This window comes from Psychrobacter sp. PG1 (genome assembly GCF_014897815.1).
GTDB lineage: Bacteria > Pseudomonadota > Gammaproteobacteria > Pseudomonadales > Moraxellaceae > Psychrobacter.
In genome coordinates this window covers 39,672-57,444 of sequence record NZ_JABUZG010000056.1, presented here as the reverse complement: position 1 = coordinate 57,444, position 17,773 = coordinate 39,672, and the positions used below count along the sequence as shown (strand labels likewise).

16 protein-coding genes are annotated in these 17,773 nt (G+C 41.4%); 6 read left to right on the top strand and 10 right to left on the bottom strand.

All coding sequences use genetic code 11. From position 1 onward, the window contains the following. Window positions 1–93 precede the first annotated feature (93 nt). Window positions 94–696, top strand: a complete 603-nt coding sequence (locus tag INT03_RS08050) for a M23 family metallopeptidase (protein ID WP_193008538.1) — start codon at window positions 94–96, stop codon at window positions 694–696. Here INT03_RS08050 and phoR read toward each other — a convergent pair. The 3 genes from phoR to dtd form a co-directional block, all read right to left on the bottom strand. Then, window positions 693–1,796, bottom strand: coding sequence for a phosphate regulon sensor histidine kinase PhoR (phoR, locus tag INT03_RS08045; RefSeq protein ID WP_055125877.1), 1,104 nt, complete (start codon window positions 1,794–1,796; stop codon window positions 693–695). The two genes, INT03_RS08050 and phoR, sit on opposite strands and share 4 nt — an antisense overlap. A gap of 80 nt (window positions 1,797–1,876) precedes the next feature. Further along, entirely contained in the window at window positions 1,877–2,581 is a 705-nt protein-coding gene (gene phoB / locus INT03_RS08040) for a phosphate regulon transcriptional regulator PhoB (protein WP_193008537.1), read from the bottom strand. 156 nt (window positions 2,582–2,737) lie between these two features. After that, window positions 2,738–3,190, bottom strand: coding sequence for a D-aminoacyl-tRNA deacylase (gene dtd, locus INT03_RS08035; RefSeq protein ID WP_193008536.1), 453 nt, complete (start codon window positions 3,188–3,190; stop codon window positions 2,738–2,740). 112 nt (window positions 3,191–3,302) lie between these two features. Between dtd and asd the strand changes: the two genes are divergently transcribed. Further along, entirely contained in the window at window positions 3,303–4,139 is an 837-nt protein-coding gene (gene asd / locus INT03_RS08030; protein WP_193008535.1) for an archaetidylserine decarboxylase, read from the top strand. Window positions 4,140–4,426: 287 nt separating this feature from the next. On the opposite strand, the gene INT03_RS08025 is transcribed toward asd, so the two are convergent. From INT03_RS08025 to fadB, 7 genes are all read right to left on the bottom strand, one after another. Further along, window positions 4,427–5,032 carry a DUF1287 domain-containing protein gene (locus INT03_RS08025; RefSeq protein WP_193008534.1) on the bottom strand — a complete coding sequence of 202 codons (606 nt, stop codon included), beginning with the start codon at window positions 5,030–5,032 and terminating at the stop codon, window positions 4,427–4,429. Window positions 5,033–5,147: 115 nt separating this feature from the next. Further along, complete coding sequence (locus INT03_RS08020; protein WP_193008533.1) at window positions 5,148–5,777, bottom strand: HD domain-containing protein; 630 nt, start codon at window positions 5,775–5,777, stop codon at window positions 5,148–5,150. 180 nt (window positions 5,778–5,957) lie between these two features. Continuing rightward, window positions 5,958–6,533 carry an isochorismatase family protein gene (locus INT03_RS08015; protein WP_045447933.1) on the bottom strand — a complete coding sequence of 192 codons (576 nt, stop codon included), beginning with the start codon at window positions 6,531–6,533 and terminating at the stop codon, window positions 5,958–5,960. A gap of 202 nt (window positions 6,534–6,735) precedes the next feature. After that, a complete protein-coding gene (locus INT03_RS08010) occupies window positions 6,736–8,454 on the bottom strand; it encodes a rhomboid family intramembrane serine protease (protein ID WP_193008532.1) in 1,719 nt (572 codons plus the stop codon). Between the two features lie 17 nt (window positions 8,455–8,471). After that, window positions 8,472–9,401 carry a hypothetical protein gene (locus INT03_RS08005; protein WP_193008531.1) on the bottom strand — a complete coding sequence of 310 codons (930 nt, stop codon included), beginning with the start codon at window positions 9,399–9,401 and terminating at the stop codon, window positions 8,472–8,474. Window positions 9,402–9,553: 152 nt separating this feature from the next. After that, the gene (gene fadA, locus INT03_RS08000; RefSeq protein WP_193008530.1) at window positions 9,554–10,726 is read right to left on the bottom strand and encodes an acetyl-CoA C-acyltransferase FadA; all 1,173 of its coding nucleotides are present in this window, start codon (window positions 10,724–10,726) and stop codon (window positions 9,554–9,556) included. 149 nt (window positions 10,727–10,875) lie between these two features. Next, complete coding sequence (fadB, locus tag INT03_RS07995) at window positions 10,876–13,035, bottom strand: fatty acid oxidation complex subunit alpha FadB (protein ID WP_193008529.1); 2,160 nt, start codon at window positions 13,033–13,035, stop codon at window positions 10,876–10,878. 772 nt (window positions 13,036–13,807) lie between these two features. On the opposite strand from fadB, the gene INT03_RS07990 reads away from it, so the two are divergent. The 4 genes from INT03_RS07990 (at window position 13,808) to INT03_RS07975 (ending at window position 17,736) form a co-directional block, all read left to right on the top strand. Continuing rightward, window positions 13,808–14,911, top strand: a complete 1,104-nt coding sequence (locus INT03_RS07990) for a polyprenyl synthetase family protein (protein ID WP_193008528.1) — start codon at window positions 13,808–13,810, stop codon at window positions 14,909–14,911. A 41-nt stretch (window positions 14,912–14,952) separates the two neighbouring features. Next, window positions 14,953–15,771 carry a DUF72 domain-containing protein gene (locus tag INT03_RS07985; RefSeq protein ID WP_193008527.1) on the top strand — a complete coding sequence of 273 codons (819 nt, stop codon included), beginning with the start codon at window positions 14,953–14,955 and terminating at the stop codon, window positions 15,769–15,771. 185 nt (window positions 15,772–15,956) lie between these two features. Continuing rightward, window positions 15,957–17,063 (top strand): ParA family protein, encoded by a 1,107-nt coding sequence (locus INT03_RS07980; RefSeq protein ID WP_193008526.1) that lies wholly within the window; start codon window positions 15,957–15,959, stop codon window positions 17,061–17,063. A 1-nt stretch (window position 17,064) separates the two neighbouring features. Next, window positions 17,065–17,736, top strand: coding sequence for a RelA/SpoT domain-containing protein (locus tag INT03_RS07975; RefSeq protein WP_193008525.1), 672 nt, complete (start codon window positions 17,065–17,067; stop codon window positions 17,734–17,736). Window positions 17,737–17,773 lie beyond the last annotated feature (37 nt).

Here is a 17,773-nt window from a genome sequence, read left to right as displayed (position 1 = left end):
TCATAAGTGAATTATACTATATATTTTGGGTTTGGTATAACTTCACTTATATAATATCAATTGAAGTCCATTTAAAAAACTAAAGAGAGATAGATGCCAGCAGATGACAATAATCCGCAATTAAAACAAAAGAAAAAGCCAACCTTTTTAAATCGTGTACTCAGTGTGCTTATTAAAGCGGCTGTATTGTTGATGCTATTATTTGTATTTGATAGGCTCTTACCCAGTATCAGCCAACAAACTCAGTCATTTGTGATAGCAAAATGGCAACAGCTCAGTTTGTTACAGCAAGAACTACCGACGGAAAACAGCTTACCCAGTCCACTTCCAGAACAACATCTAACAGATACATGGGGCGCTGCACGCAGTCAAGGTCGCAGTCATGAAGGTATCGATATCTTTGCCGCACGAGGCACACCAATACGAGCCACGACACAAGGCATCGTCAGCAAAGTTGGTGAAAATACGTTAGGCGGTCGTGTGGTGGTCGTGGTTGGACCAGGCGGCGCAGGGCATTATTATGCGCATTTAGAAGATTATGCAGATATTAGTCCAAACGACTGGGTTAATGCCGGCGATATCATCGGCTACGTCGGCGACAGTGGCAATGCAAAAGGTACGCCGCCACATGTACATTACGGTATTTATATCAGCGGTAGTGCAGTGAACCCCTATCCACTTTTACAAAAAAATTAGGGTATCGCAGCTGATCTAATGTGGGCAGCTGGAAATACCATACTGAACGTCGAGCCTACCCCTTCTACTGATTCAATTTGTAAATTAGCCTCATGCTGATACAAGACGTGTTTAACGATTGCCAAACCTAGCCCTGTGCCGCCAGTCGCCCGACTACGACCTTTATCAATACGATAAAAGCGCTCCGTCAACCGTGCGATATGCTCAGGTGCAATACCAATACCGTTGTCTTCGACGGCAAATCGGCAACCTTCTGACGTTTTTGTCCAGCTAATGGCGATATTACCGCCCTTGGGCGTGTATTTGATGGCATTAATCACCAGATTAGAAAGCGCACTATTTAGATACATCTCTGAGCCATACAGTCCGTCATAAGTGTCTATCTGCAAGTGAATGGTATGCCCATATTCTTGATTGTACGCTTGCGCATCATCATAAACATGGGTCAGCAGCTTGGTCATATCAATATAACTGAGCTCATGGGTTTCTTCGATTTCGATGCGAGATAACAGCAATAAGTCATTCACAATTCTATTCATACGCGCAGTCTGTTGGCTCATCAGCTCAAACCCGCGCTTCCAATGCGGCGGCATATCTGGCTGATCCGAAAAATTTTCTAGATAACCCATCATGACGGTCAACGGTGTGCGTAACTCATGCGAGACATTCGCCACAAAATCGCGGCGCATCTCCTCTAAATGATGCAAGCGCGTCACATCATAAATAATGAGCAGCTTCTCATCGCCAAATGGCGTGAGCTCACACTTTAGATAACGCTTGGGCGCGCGCCACGAGACAATGTGTACACCATCCTGAGCACCATCGTTAGGGTTGGTCGTCGCCTGATAATACTGACGAAATTCAGGCGCACTAATAAAGTCAAAAATGCACTTACCTTTATCTGACAACTGTAACAACATTAAATCTTCGGCGGCCTGATTCCACCATTCAAGCCCATCATCGTCATTGAGCAAAACCACCGCATCTCGCAATGCGCGTAGTGCGCTTCTAATTTTTTTGAGTTGATCCGTTGTATTCTGCTGAGTTGCTAGCAGTGATTTATTTTGTTGGTCGCCTTGAGCCGATATTAGGGTGTTCATCCATCATCCTTATCACTATTCGCCATTTTTTACTGTGCTGCGATTAACATACTGCTTTTATAGCGAATAAAAACCGTCAGTTAAATTGGTTCAATAAAGCTAGAAAATCGATAGCCTGTCCCACGCACTGTCTGTATCAACGTATCACATTGATGCGGTCGTAATAATGTCCGCAAACGCTTGATATGCACATCAATGGTTCTATCTTCGATATATACATTACCGCCCCATACTTGGTCTAGCAGCTGCGTCCGCGTATAGGCACGCTCTGGATGACTCATAAAAAATGCCAATAATCGATATTCCGTAGGACCAACATCAACCATTTTACCAGCCGCTGTCACTCGCTGACTTTTGGGATCAAGGCTCAGATTGCCGATTTCGATAGGTTTATCACTACTGAGCGCGTTACTACGCCGCAATACGGCTTTGATTCTGGATATTAACTCACGTGTCGAAAAAGGCTTGGTCATATAATCATCAGCACCAGCATCGAGGCCATGCACCTTGCTGTCCTCTTCACTTTTAGCCGTCAACATAATGACTGGTATCTCAGCGAGTAGCTCATCATTTTTGAGCAATCGGCAAAAATCAATGCCACTTTTATCACCGGGCAGCATCCAATCTAGCAAAATCAGCGCCGGGCGGTGATCGACCACTTGTTGGTGCGCCTCAGATACATCCGCTGCCTGCAGACTATCAAATCCCGCCATCTCTAGCGTCATGACGATCATTTCACGAATCGCAGGTTCATCTTCAACAATCAAAATTTGCTCATTATACATACGGCATTCTCAGTGTTAGAGGACAACATTTGGCTGACAAAAAAGGCGATAAATGCTCGCCTGCTGCTCTCTATTAAACGGGGTAATTATGACAGTTTAATGAAATTCAACTTTTAAGCGGTTTATAGGTCTCGTGACGGCTAATGCTTAGTTTACTCAATTCACTTCTAACAAGAAATTCAATGGCCCGTCATTGACGCTCGACACTTGCATATTAGCGCCAAACTGACCAGTGGCCACATCGGTATGTTGTATCTTGGCATAGGCGACCAATTGCGCAAACAATGCTTGCGCCGCATCAGGTGCCATCGCACCACCAAAGTCAGGGCGACGACCCTTGTCTGTTTTTGCCATTAGCGTAAACTGTGATACCAATAACAGTCCGCCACCAACTTGCTGGACGTTTTTATCCAGTTTGCCGTACTTGGCAGGATCATCATTATCAAAAATACGATAGGTGAGGATTTTATCCACCATGCGCTGGGCGCTTGTTAGGTCGTCAACAGGCCCCAAACCAATATAAGCCAATATGCCTTGCTCAATCGTACCAACACACTGCGCATCGACGGTAACACTAGCACGGCGTACGCGCTGTATAAGTGCTTTCATTTACGGATTCCTTACCAATTATGCCCATACAATAATACGCCGTCCATGATAAAATACGGCCATTCTCTTGCTTATTAATTATTACATCACACCCTATTTTGGTAGCCTCATTATGAATGTATTCACTACTTTACAACAGCTTGTCCCGCAGCAGCAACTGAGTAAAGTTGCTGGGCGTCTAGCCGCTAGCCGCCATCCTTATGTTAAACGCACGTTTATCCGCAGCTTTGCTAAAGCCTATAACGTCAGCTTGGACGAGTATGAGCGCCAAAGTCTCAACGCCTATGAGAGCTTTAATGATTTTTTTACTCGTGAGCTAAAAGAAGACGCGCGCCCTATCGACATGACGCCTCATGGTATCGTCAGTCCTGCCGATGGTATTATCTCGCAGTTGGGTCAAATTGACGACCATAAATTGCTCCAAGCAAAAGGTCGCTATTATGACGTTGGTCAACTGCTTGCTGACAGTGAAGATGGGCGCTATTTTGCGGATGGGAGTTTTGCAACGGTTTATCTTGCGCCCAGTAACTATCACCGTGTACATATGCCCTTCGCCGGTACTCTGACCAAAACCCGTTATGTACCGGGTACGCTGTTTTCGGTCAACAATACTACGGCGGCGAACGTGCCGGACTTATTTGCGCGTAATGAACGCTTGGTTTGTCTGTTTGATACAGAATATGGCAAAGCAGCGGTGGTGATGGTTGGGGCGATGATTGTCGCTGGTATCGAAACGGTGGCAACTGGTAAAATTGCCCGCACTGATGATATTCAAGAAGCTGAGCACAATATGAGCTTTGAAAAAGGCGATGAGCTGGGACGTTTTTATTTAGGCTCAACCGCAATTGTTATTTTACCAAAAGGCGCAAAAGCCGATTGGCAAGACAGTATGAAAGCCGATAGTGTGGTGAAAATGGGACAGTTAGTGGGTGTCGCTAACACTCCTTAGACGAGCGATTTAACGACTCAAAAAAGCTCAGTTCAGCATCCTAATCTATGTTGAACTGAGCTTTTTATTGTGGGTAATTATCTCATCGCAACATATTAGGGCGTGTCATCAATTAGCACATGAATACATTTAGTGGTCTTAAAATGGCTAAATTTTGCTAAACATCGTCAGAAATTTTGTCAATATGTTCATATTAACGGCAATTTCTTCCTTGTTTATCTACAATTTTTCTCATTTTAAGCCTCACAATCTAATTGATGACACACCCTAGTTAATAATGAAAGTAGTTAATAACGAAAGTGCTTGAGAATAGGATAAGCAAATAAGATGTTTTCTTCTTGCGTACCGCGTCCGATATTGTGAATAATCAGCGGTGTACCATCCACAGCGACTTTATCGGAGACGATACCTGTATGCGGCAAATTGCCATTCGGTAGGCGCCACGTCACCACATCCCCTGCTTGAAAACTGGCTTTATCAGTCGTCGATAATGTCTTTGCGTGACGCGCAAAAAACACTTCAAGATTGGGCACTCGGCGATGGTCGATATTTTTATCGGTTGATTTGAGCCCCCAAGTCTTTGGATAAGCCGACCAATTTGACTTCATATCATGGTTGACTAATTGCTGTAGATCTATATTTTGCAAGCGATAAGCACGGACGATAACATCGGTACAGACGCCAGTTTCTATCGGTACATCACCACGCGGAAAATCCAACTTGCGGTAAGTAGGATCATAGCTGGTGGTAATGCCGATCTGTTTTTTGGCATCGTGCGCCAGTTTATCACCATTACTAATAGGTGCGGCGGCCTGCGTTAGTTGCGCCAAAGTTAATAGGCTAACAAAGACGAGCGATTTAGCAAAAACCTTATAAGTGCCAGTGACTCTCATTTAATAATCTCTCTATATGATGTACTTAATCGCTCATTTAGCTAATTCTAAATGCTTTACTAGTTGAAAAAGATGAATATTTGCAAACATGTAAACGGCAAAATAACGGCTCTATTTAAGCATCAACCAACCATCCTTGCTGGGTCGCATAGTCGATATTTTTTGATAGCCAATCATGAATGGGAGGAAAGCTGTCTTTGATAAAAGCAAGTGCCGCAGTCACTTGCGAACGCGTGATGTTAGCATCAATCCACGTTTCCCCCTCAGTATTGAGATTGAGTAAAAACGGCAATAAGCGGTCAACCACTCTGAGCAGCTGACTTTCATTGCTGCTACCCGTCTCCTGCTCTTCCCAAATCTCATTTAAATCCATGATGCCATTGCCACGCTCAGCTTGCAATCGAGCAATGCCCGCACGTTCTTCAATGTGCGCCTCGCTACGACTGTTTGCGAATAAAAACGTATCGCCAGCGTCAATCTCACCCAAGTCATGTACCAATGCCATCTTGAGTAGCTTTTCATGATTGACATCTAGCTCAAACTGTTCAGCGATAGACCAGCACGCCATGGCTAAATGCCATGAATGTTCGGCAGAGGTTTCTTTGCGTGTGGTATGCGTCACATAGCTACGACGATTGATACGTTTAAGCGCATCAAGCTCTAATAAGAAATGAGTGACATGATCTATATCAATGTTTGAGGCAAGCGTTGGGTTGGTTAATAAAAAGGGTTTGGTTGATGGCATAAATTTTCTCTTAATTTTTCTACGAAGATATAGCGCTTCATTTTATCTTTACGCATAAGCAATTATTATACATTTTATGAGCGCTATAAAAGCGCATGCCAACCTATAGCTAATGAACACCACTATAAAAAATAGCGCTTATGTGAGTAAGCGCTATCGGTTCTATCTTGAATAAAATAACTATTTAATCAAGTTACTGATGGTTTTAAACGCTGGGTCTTGACTACTACGGCAAAGCTCAAACAGAATGGTTTCAACCGTGGTAATCACGCCACCAGCACGGCGAATACGGCGAATCGCTTGCTTTTTATCATATGGGAAGCGTGAGCCGACCGCATCACCAATAATAACCGGCTGCATACCATTATCTAGCAAATCAAGCGCTGTTTGTAGTACGCAGACATGTGTCTCTACGCCAAATAGCAAAACAATACTTCGATTTTGCTGCGCTAAATAATGCCACGAATCATCATTATCACAAGCGCTAAAAGTGACCTTTTCAAAGCTTTTGGCGTTATCGCCTTCTAATACCTCGCGTATTTCAGGTAGCGTATCGCCGAGCCCTTTTTTATACTGTTCATTGAGCATGATAGGAATATTCAGTGCTTGTAAACCTTTAATAAGCGTCACTGTTTTTTTGACGATGTTTTCATGGTCATAAATATGCGGTGTTAAGCGTTCTTGAACATCGATTATCATCGCTTGGGTATTTTCGCGAGCGATTCGATAGGTACGATCGGTAATCATAGTAGACATGGCACACTCCTTGTACGGCTGACTTTATTGTTAAAGGCTATGTTAATTTTATCATTGATATTGTCTTTACTAGCCTTACTGTTATTTAGTCATAGTTTGCTGAGGGCGTCAATGGAGATAGTCTCTAATAATGATTAATAACAATTCATCACGTTTGATTCATACTGCTTGATATAGTTTCTTAATGAAGAGTAGCCAATAACTATATATTATGGCGTCTAGCATTCCTTAATAACGACTGTTTTTGAGTCATGACTATGACCACACCGAAAACAATACCAAAACACAAGGTTAAAAGATAATACACCATATAACTGAGCGTGTTTATAAATGCAAAGAACATGCTGGTTACAGTAATGATTAATATCGCAGCGATAGTACCGCCGAATAGCTCTCGATATTTTTTATTAAAAATCTTAAAGGCCACCAACGGTATCGCGATACCGAACAAGCCAAATGTAGCACCCCAAACACCTGCCATGTCCATATCAAAACATAGCACCCCTAAAACATTAGCGAAAATACCACATATAAAAAACGCAATCGTAAAACGTATAGGACCCAATACCTTTTCCAAAATATAACCTGTCGCAAAAAGCATCCCCAGACTCATTACTAAATGCATAATTCCTGCATGTACAAAAAGTGCTGTGACCACCCGCCAATACTTACCTGCTTGCAGCGCGTCCATCGTCAACCCACCTACACTATTTACCTGTCTAGATAAAGGGTCAATGATATCCATACCCATGAATACGGTCAGTATAAATGCACCTATACAGGTCAGTATTAACATTAACGTCGCAGGTCGCTCTTTATTACTTCTAAACCAAACTACTAGGCTCTTTGATACATCACTTACTGGTGCTCGTTTTTTTACGGGCTTTTGTTTTTGTATATGTTTTCGCTTTTGTATATGTTTTTGCGTACTTTTCTTTTCTTGACTATCAAATTCTGCTGCGAGAACGAGCAACAAACACAGCACCATACCAATAAAAAATGAACCAAATCCCCAAAAAAAATCACGATCTAAGCTATCAGCAAGTGATCCTGTTTCAGGCATCAATACCAAGGGTGGCAAATTAGATTGCCTATTAGCCGTAGAAATCGTGTGTAAGTAAGCATTTCTGCTATTTGATGATTTAAGTTTCTTAAAGTAGCTGATATTAGAGAGGTCTTTGGCTTCGTACTTATGGCGCGAGTCGTTAATAAATGCTGAATATTGACTGTCTTTAATACTTTGGTCTGCACGATTATCGTATTTCGTGTGGTAGCTAGAACCTAGCCAAATATTATCAGCGGCTATAAATGGCGTCGCAATGTAATAATCAATATGCAATGTTGAGTCAAAATATCGTCCACTTACTACTTGTGTTTCTATATAAGAAACCTGCTCTGATTTGAGTGGCTCAAAATTATCCACCTTGAAATACTTTTGCTTTGGATAATGACGAATATCATTCAAGCTATTTACTTCAATGACCTTGTAAGCCGCTTTGGACAAATAGTTTTGGCTGAGAACGAGCGGTATCACTAATGCTAAAACCATCGTTATAAAAAAGTAGCCTGAACTACTACGCTTAACCCACTTTAAAGTCAGAAGCTCATACCTCGGCCACATCCAAATACTAATAACTAAAACAGATAAGAGAAAAGGAATACCAAAATCCCAATAGCATTCCTTTAGAGGTAGAATATCTAGATAAATATCTAGTAACCAACGTAAAGTACCGAAAAGTAGAATAGTCAGGATACTAAGACCTAAATATGGCAAGAATACTTGCTTTAGTTTTAGCTTGATCGATTCTTTAGCGCTTAGGCTTTGTATTCGCTTCTGTTTATCCCTTTTGCTTACTCTATTCCTGTTTCTGCTTCTATTTTTATTCTTATACCTATACTGGCTTCGCTTGTTATTATCCATGCCCTATCACCACAAATCTAGCGTAACTTAAACTGTTGAAATGCTTTTTTATCAATCGTTGCTTTTAAGACTAATAGTAAGCAAATAAACATTCCAATGATAAAAAATCTAAAGAATTTTGCTAACTCTTTATCTGCTTTTTCGTTAAGTGTGCTCAACTGAGATACAAGTATTATTGGGTCATTAATATGTTGCTGACCTGACAATCTAATCGCTTCTAAATAACCATACTTAGTATCTGAGTTTTGCAATTTTTCAAAATAATCAGCAGTAGATATCTCTTCATTTGCATATTGTTGTCTAGAAATCCTTTTAAAATTTTCTATTTGTTGAACTTTCTCTTTTTCTTCAAGATCATTATCAATAACCTTAGTAAAAGCCTGTCCCCACCAGATATCTTTATCTCCATAAAAAGGAGTGGCAAAATATAAGTATATTTTTAACTCTTGTCTAGATTTCCCCATCTCCCTAGTATTGAAGTAAGAAACAACCCCTTGTTTCTCAATACTTTTATTATCAAATTGGAAGTATTTTTGTTTTGGATATAATTTAATATCACTTATATTACTTATATCAATAATGTCATATGCTGCTTCATATAAGTAAGCTTGACTGATTGATATAGGCGGAAATAAAGCAAGTATCATCACCATGTAAAATACATTAGCGCTATTATCATCAAATAATTCAAATCGTAGCAGTCTAATCCTTGATCGCATTATGACAAGCACTAAAATAACACTGATAATTATTGGGATAATTAAGTTCCAGACCGTATCTTTTAGAGGCCATATCCCTAGACAGATGTCCAACATCCATCTTATGATGTTGTAGAATAAAATGGCGCCAATACTAAAACCTAAAAAAGGAAGAAAGATATAGCGCATTTTTAACTTAAACACCTCTAAATCTAAGCGCCTCTTATCTGACGATTTATGATGTGCCATTTATACTCTACCTTTCATTACTATGACTTAAACCAAAAAAAGCGCCTCCAACATTAAGTGAGAGACGCTCATTTTACAAGACATTAGTACAAATTTAATCGACAAATATCAGCTTTATTAATATTTACTGCTATTTGGAGATTAGATAAAAATTAAACACGCTCAATAATAGTCGCAATACCTTGGCCAAGACCGATACACATCGTCGCCAGACCGATTTCAGTATCTGATTGCTCCATGGCGTTTAGCAAAGTAACCGTGATACGAGCACCTGAACAACCTAGTGGATGACCTAATGCAATCGCGCCACCGTTGATGTTGACGATGTCTTGCTTGTCAGTCAGATTCAAGGCTTTTAATACTGATAAGCCTTGCGCTGCGAACGCTTCGTTTAGCTCGATGGTTTGCATATCATCAATGCTCATGCCAGCACGCTTAAGTGCTTTTTGCGTCGCAGGTACTGGACCGTAGCCCATGATAGCCGCATCACAACCAGCAACAGCCATGCTACGAATACGAGCACGTGGCTTTAGACCTAGCTCTTTAGCTTTTTGCGCGCTCATCACTAGCATCGCTGATGCACCATCCGATAATGCAGATGAGGTAGCAGCCGTTACCGTACCGCCTACTGGATCAAAGGCTGGACGTAGCTTTTGCATTTGCTCCATTGTAGCGTCAGGACGAATCACTTCATCAACGGTACATAGTTGCAAGCGACCTACTTCGTCATGACCTTCGATACCGATGATTTCATTGTCAAAACGACCTTCAGTGGTCGCAGCCCATGCGCGGCGATGCGACTCAAGACCAAAGGCATCTTGCTCTTCACGGGTGATATTATTCATGCGACCAAGCATTTCAGCGGTCAAGCCCATCATGTTTGAGGCTTTAGCATAATGCTTTGACGCTTCAGGGTTAAGATCAACGCCATGCATCATGCCGACGTGACCCATATGCTCAACACCACCGATGATGAATACATCACCTTGACCGGTCATGATTTGGGCAGCAGCAGTATGTAGCGCCTGCATAGAAGAGCCACATAGACGGTTAACGGTTTGACCGCCAGCAGTCTTTGGAATACCCGCCAGCAGACCGATGTTACGACCGATGTTCAAGCCTTGCTCTAGGGTCTGATTGACACAGCCCCAGATGATATCTTCGACGTCACGTGGGTCAAAGTCATTACGCTCAACCAATGCACGAACCAATTCAGCAGACATGCTATCAGCGCGGACATGACGGAACATACCGTTTTTGGTTTTACCCATCGCTGAGCGTACGCCATCTACGATGACCACGTCTTTTGGACTTAAAATTGTCATACTATCTTCCTTTTCAATTTTTATTGTCAGTGGCAGTACCACAATGCTCGCTTATCTAATTTAGAAAATTAAGATCATTGATAATAAATAAATCACCAGTAATCTTATCGAGCTTGTGTACTGCACTTCATCCTAGTAATGACTGCCCATTACGCGGTGGCGTAAAAGGTCTCGCCTGCTGCTGCCATGTCGCGAATTTTTTGCGGCGCTTCATAAGCTTTGCCAAGGTATGCGTATTTTTCACACAGTGCCAAGTAGTTATCTAGACCCATTTGGTCGATATAACGGCAAGGTCCACCGCGGAATGGCGGGAAACCAACGCCCATAATCATCGCCATATCCGCTTCTGACGGCGTGCTGACGATGTTGTCTTCTAAGCAACGTACAGTTTCATTACAGAAAGCTAGCATGGTGCGATCGATAATCGCTTGATCTTCAAACGTTTGCTTGTCGCTATCAGTCGTGGTTTTTAATAGCTCATAAGTGGCTTCATCAGCAACTTTCTTTGGCTTGCCGCGTTTGTCCATTTCATACTTGTAGAAACCAACGCCGTTTTTCTGACCTAAGCGTTTGTTTTCATATAAAAGCTCAATCGCACCTTTATAATCAGGCTTCATACGGTCAGGGAAACCTTCTGCCATGACTTCTGCGCCATGAACACCAGTATCTAAACCAACTACGTCGATTAGATAAGCTGGACCCATCGGCCAGCCGAATTTTTCCATGACTTTATCGACATGAGCAAAGTCAGCACCTTGCTTCAATAGCAAATCAAAGGCACCAAAATATGGGAACAACACACGGTTGACTAAGAAACCTGGGCAGTCATTAACCACAACAGGTACTTTGCCCATTTTAGAGGCTAGTGCAACAGTGGTCGCAATCGCTTCTTCAGATGATTTCTCACCGCGGATAACTTCTACTAATGGCATACGGTGTACAGGGTTAAAGAAATGCATACCAACGAAGTTTTCTGGACGCTCAAGTGCTTCAGCCAAGAAAGTAATAGAGATGGTCGAGGTGTTTGACGCTAGGATACAATCGTCTTTTACTAAGCCTTCAACTTCTTTAAGAACCGCACGCTTCACATTTGGATTTTCTACAACGGCTTCGATAACGATATCAGTCTCAGAAAAATCGCCATAATTCAAAGTAGGACGGATACGGCTTAAGGTTTCGCCCATTTTTGCTGGGGTCATTTTACCGCGATCAACCATTTTGCCAAGTAACTTGCTGGCTTCACCCATACCAAGGTCTAATTGCTCAGACTTGATGTCTTTCATGATGATTGGCAAGCCTTTGCTGGCTGCTTGATAAGCGATACCGCCACCCATGATACCAGCGCCTAGTACGGCCGCTTCATTGATTTCATGCGCTTTTTTGCTATGCTGCTTGGCTAATTTTTTAACCAACTGATCGCTCAAGAACAAACCAACCAAGCTTTCTGCTTGTGGGGTTTTCGCCGCTTTTGCAAAACCTGCGGCTTCTACTTCAATCGCTTTATCACGTGGTAAATTAACGTGTTTTTCCATCGCAGCGATAGCCAGTGCTGGCGCAGGATATTGCTTAGGATTGGCTTTTGCAAAGATCATACCTTTTGCACTGTTAAATGCCATCGCTTGCTCAAGCTGATTTAGCTTAACAGGGACAAGCTTCTCTTCACGCTTCGCTTGCCAATCAAGCTCACCTGAGATACATTTTTTGACCAGATCAATCGCTGCATCTTGCAAGTCATCAGCAGGTACAGTTGCATCAACGAGACCAAGTTTTAGCGCATCGAGTGGTTTTTTTGGTGTGCCAGTTGCGATAAGTTCAAGCGCATTGTCGATACCAATGACACGCGTACTACGCACCGTACCACCAAAACCTGGGAAAATACCCAATTGGGTTTCTGGTAGACCAATAATGGCTTTATCGCTCATGACGCGATATTCACAAACCAAGGTCATCTCACAACCACCGCCAAGCGCAGCGCCATTGATAGCCGCTACTTTTGGAAATGGCAAATCCTCAAAGCGGTTAAAGGCGTCGTTGATATTAACAACCCAATCTTTAATCTCACTTTCTGGTTTTTTAAATGAGCCAACGAATTCTGTGATGTCAGCACCAGCGATAAATACGCCTTTGCCTGAGGTCACGATTAAACCTTTGACGTCATCGGCTTTTTCTAAAGCAGTAACCGCTTCACCAAATTGCTTATTGGTTTCAGCATCAAACTTATTCACGCTCTCATTTTCGGCGTTGTACTGCATGTTGGCGATGCCATCTTCTAGCATTGTCACCGTGATGCGATTTCCTTGGTATACCATTTGGAACTCCTTGCTATATAACGAAAGCTACGTTTTAAAATTAAAAGTTTTAAAATTAAAGGTCATAGCCAGTTATTGTTAGAAAAACGAGTAATAACACTGCCAATATACTGTGTTATAAAGTCAGTATAGAGTAAGCAGTGAAGATGTCTTTATTATCCAGCGCTCATGGTTATATATTCATTTTTTATGCTTAATATTACCGCGTTAGCACAAGTGAATACGGCGCTTCATTTATATATATTGTGACCAGTACTGATATTGAACATACTAACATTAAAAATATGGACTGAGAGTTGAGCAAATTTTTCGCTGAAATAAGCTCGCAAACCTCCGACCCTGAATCATCAGATCATTTTTACGTCAATTAGTGTAGGGGATTATGCCCCTAACTGTCACAAGCTAATACCATACTCACAAGTCACTCTTAAATCAGCAGCAGCCCTTTACCTGACTAGTAATGTGCTTTAAGTGACGGTTTGTATACTGAAATTGTATACTAAAAATTCGTCTTTTAAAGATTATAATGACAGATGCTTATCGTCGCACGCCGTCACACGCTTAACGTGATTCTTTATCAAAACATATCCACTGACTAAGTTAAATCACCAATACGTAACGAGGGCTTGTTGCATTATTTCGGTGTGCTTAATCGAATTTTTAACAGTAAGCTGCAAAAATATGGCATTGATGATGCTCAGCCCATAAGCTATATAATCTATCATGCTACACTAGCGATATTTTTATTATTCACCTGATAAATGGTTGGGTTATGACTGTTTCTTCTACGCCAAGCTTTATACCTGAAAGCCTTATGCCTTCAAGACTTGTATCTTTTACTAGCTTTAATAACAACACCGAGCAATTTCACAGTGCCGTGCGCGCTCAACTGTCACAAGATATCGACGTGCTGTTTGCTTTTGCCAACCTGCCAAGCCCCTTGGTTGATGCCTGTCGTTATGTGATGACCGGTCAAGGTAAATTGGTGCGTCCGTTATTGGTTGCCAGTGCCTTTGATAGTGTTAATCAAAGCAATGCTAATGACAATGAAAATACAGATAAAAGCACTGACAATAAAAACAGCATGGCTAACGCTGATGGTTTGGAAGCTCTGTTAGAAAACGACTCCGATTATGATATGGCGCGCCGTGCGGCATTGGCGGTGGAGCTGCTGCATACCTATTCATTGGTACATGATGACTTGCCCTGTATGGACGATGATGACTTGCGCCGTGGTCAGCCGACCGCTCATATCGTCTTTGAAGAATCAACCGCCCTACTCGCTGGCGACGTATTGCAAACATTAGCCTTTGAAGTATTGACCGCAGAGCTGCCCACTTTTGCACCCTTTGATTCAGCCATCGCCAGCCAGCTTATCGCAATATTTGCGCCGCGTGCCAGACGTATGGTGTCAGGTCAAATGCTCGACCTGAATGCTGAAGCCAGCACTAATATCACGCAAAGCGAGTTAGAAGCTATCCACCGTGATAAAACAGGCGCATTGATTGAAGCCGCTATGCTTATGGGCGGTATCTGTGCAGGTGCGACTGCTCCACAGCGTATGGCATTACAGGAGTGCGCCCAGCATATTGGTCTCGCCTTTCAGGTTCAAGACGATATTTTAGACGTCACGACCTCTACTGATACCCTTGGCAAACCTGCTGGCAGCGATGAAAAATTAGACAAATCTACCTATGTGAAATTGATGGGTGTCGAAGACGCGACCAGCTATGCGCAATCGCTATTTAATGACGGACGCACAGCCATCATTCGTGAACTGAGTCGCCATGAATCAAGCGGTAGCGAGCTTGGCAATGACGCAAACAACGATGCTTTACTGGCATTAATAGAATGGCTATGGGCACGTAAAAAATAGTCACAAATTTAATTATCAAAGAACGGTAAGGAGTGGTCAACATGGACAGTAACCCTACCCCGCGTATTTATCTTGGCACTGGTGGCTATAGCGATACCGATCTACTCGGTACGCTGTATCCAACGGGCACAAAGAAAACGGACTTCTTACGCGAATACGCCAAACAATATGGCGCGGTCGAGATTAATAGCACTTTCTACGCGCCTATCGGGCAAAAAGCCTTTGCTGGTATGGTCGATAAAGCCTATGTGCAAGCAGACAGTGAGTTGAAGTTCGCCGTCAAGCTGCATCAAGACTTTACTCATGCGCGTAAGGGCACTGCCGAACATGCGCAAGCGTTTTTAAATGCCCTATCCCCGCTTATCGAAGCCAATGCTCTAGCGCCTTTACTATTACAATTTCCCCATGGCTTTGATCGTACCCGCGAGCATCGTCTATATCTTGCCAATCTCGTCAGCTGGTTTCAAGATTATCCATTAGCGGTCGAGTTTCGTCATAACGGCTGGCATACCCCGCAAGTGGTCGATAGCTTTATCAAGCAAGGTTTGATTTGGTGTAGCGTTGATTATCCCAAAGTCAGCGGTCTACCGCCATCACGATTGATATTTACCGAGCGAACTGGCTATCTACGGATGCATGGTAACAATCTGAACTGGTGGGATGCGATGAGCGCTGCTGACCGTCATGATTATCGTTATAGCGAGGCGGAAATGCAGGACTGGGCACAAGCGATTGCCAATCAGCGTCAGCATTTTGATACGCTATATATCTTCTTTCAAAATACCGTCAATGCCCATGCTTATTATAATATTGCAATGCTGCGGGAAGCGTTGAGTAAGTTTGGGTTTGAGGTTTTATAATTATAATATTCAGTAATATACAATATATTATTAATTCGATCCAAATATAAGTAAACTGGACCAATTCATCATGAATGCCTAAGTTGATAAAGAATCAATATAGATCAGCAGATCTTAAATACATAGAGTTTGTAATACTTACTTAAATTTTTCCACCTCTTAACTTAATACAGGGTAGTATAAAAATGAAAATAATATCGGTGTTCAACAATAAAGGTGGAGTCGGTAAAACAACATTAACTTATCATGTAGCAAATGCTCTTTCAGAAATGGGAAAAAAAGTACTAATCATTGATGCAGACCCACAATGCAACCTCACTATTTATGCATTAAAACAGGATTACATACATGATCTTTGGGCTACTGAAGATTCATTTATTGATGAAGGTTTTGAAACTTCGAAAAATAAATTATCAGATACTGAATATTTAGAAGTTATCGATTCACCAAGAAGTATCCACTTTCTATTGAAACCTACTGAAGAAGGTACAGGAGATCATGAAAAATTACCCCCATCAATAATTTTAAATGACAATTTACATATCATACCAGGACGATTAACACTTCACCTGTATGAAGAAAAAGTTGCTAGTAGGTGGACTGACATATATAGAGGTGAGCCTTTAGCGATTAGAACAATTACTAAAATAAGAACCTTAGCAGAACAGTATGCTGATCTTTATCATTATGATTACGTAATTATCGATACGTCACCTAGTTTAGGTTCATTAAATAAGATAATCATATCTACTGTAGATGGCTTTTTTGTACCTGCATCACCTGATTTGTTCAGCTTGTACGGTATAAAAAATATAGGGAAAGCTCTAAGTTCATGGAAGGCAGAGTTTGATGTTATCTATAAATTAATATCAGATGAAAAAAGACATATTTTTCCAGATAATTTCGTAACTTTCTTGGGATATACGATATATAACGCTAAAAAATACACAGGCTATAATGAGTGGGATTTAGCTAGAGCTCACCTTAGTTATGCAAATAAAATCCCTGCTACAATTGAAGAGAATATTAAACCAGAAATGAGATCTCACTTAACCCAAGAGATAATGGAAGCTCCAATTGGTTTAACTTCAGTAATGCATACGCACAATACATTCCCATCTATGGCTCAACATTATAATGAGCCTATGTGGCGTGTACCTGATTTGCCTAATTTAGATCGAGAACACGTTAGTACTTTAGGCGGTTCTGGTGACAAATATAGGGAAACGAGACAAGGCTATATTAGTTTTTGTGAAGATTTACTTTCACGAATAGAACTGTTGGAGCAGTAATATGAGCAAGGAAGATATAAATGAAATTATTGCAGTGTACGAAGAGGAAAAACACTATTTTGAGCGCTTTATGAATGGTGTTGTTGATATATTCAAATTGGAACCAAAATTAAATGAGTATGGAAATCCAATTATTTATACAATTAAGAGTAGGTTAAAAGATCCTGATCATCTCCGAGATAAAATTACAAGAAAATGGAATGATGAGGACCCTCTTACACCAGATAATATTTTTGAAAGGATTACTGATTTAGCAGGAGTCAGAGTGCTTCATCTTTATCAAGATCAATTTAAGTTTTTACATGAACACATTCAAAAACAAGTGGCTAATGGGGACTGGTTTTTAAAAGAGAATCCAGTAGCTTATTCATGGGATCCAGAATCAACGAGTTATTTTCAAGAACTTGGATTAAACCCTGAAATCAAAGCCTCATATTATACTAGTATTCATTATGTGATTATGCCTAAGGCTAACTCAAATATTTGTTGTGAGATACAAGTTAGAACTCTCTTCGAAGAAATTTGGGGAGAAATTGATCACACGATCAATTACCCACATCCTACAGAAAATATTTCGTGTAAAGAACAGCTTAGGGTTTTATCTAAATTAGTATCCACTGGTACAAGATTAGCCGATTCAATATTTAGAACTCATAATGAATCAAGTAAATAATTAAACCAAAAAAAGGACGCCTCTCAGCGTCCTTTTT